Raw genomic sequence first — 503 nt, forward strand, 5'->3', positions numbered from 1 at the left:
AGACACACAGATCCAGGCTTTGTTGGGCGTCGCCCCCGCTTTCTGCCCTGGAGTGCTGCAGTGGTGGGGGCAGGTTTGCTTTGGGCCTGGGGTGGGCACCGCTGGATCCAGAGCGGGTTGAACCTGGTCTGGGCGGGATCCACGCAGGATACAGAAGCTTTGCAGGAATTTGTAACCACCTTGGCTCAGGTGTTGTCGGGGGTGCTGGGCTTTACCCTCTCGGTGGTGGCCATTGTGGTGCAGTTGAGCGCGGATCGCTTCACGCCAAAGGTCACGGAGCTGTTTTTGCGCGAGAAAGTCAATTTCTACCTCTTCTTTTTCCTGATTTTGGCCAATGTGGTCAGTTTGTGGAGTTCGGCAGCCCTGGGCTTTTACGTTCGTGTTGGCGTTGCGGAGCAACACCCTCCAGGGTTGCTCGTCGGGCTGAATCTGCTGCTGGGCACAGCTTCGTTTTTGATGCTGATCCCCTACTTTCGCTTCGTGTTTCACTTTTTGCAGCCGGC

1 protein-coding gene is annotated in these 503 nt (G+C 57.1%); it reads left to right on the plus strand.

What is annotated here, in order from left to right:
* Positions 1-117 precede the first annotated feature (117 nt).
* Positions 118-503, plus strand: a 386-nt coding sequence (locus NW820_RS13525; protein ID WP_414407793.1) for a DUF2254 family protein, incomplete at its 3' end; no start/stop codon positions are given.

Origin of the sequence: Synechococcus sp. R55.7 (genome assembly GCF_047461955.1) — a bacterium.
In the GTDB taxonomy this organism is placed as follows: Bacteria; Cyanobacteriota; Cyanobacteriia; order Thermostichales; family Thermostichaceae; genus Thermostichus.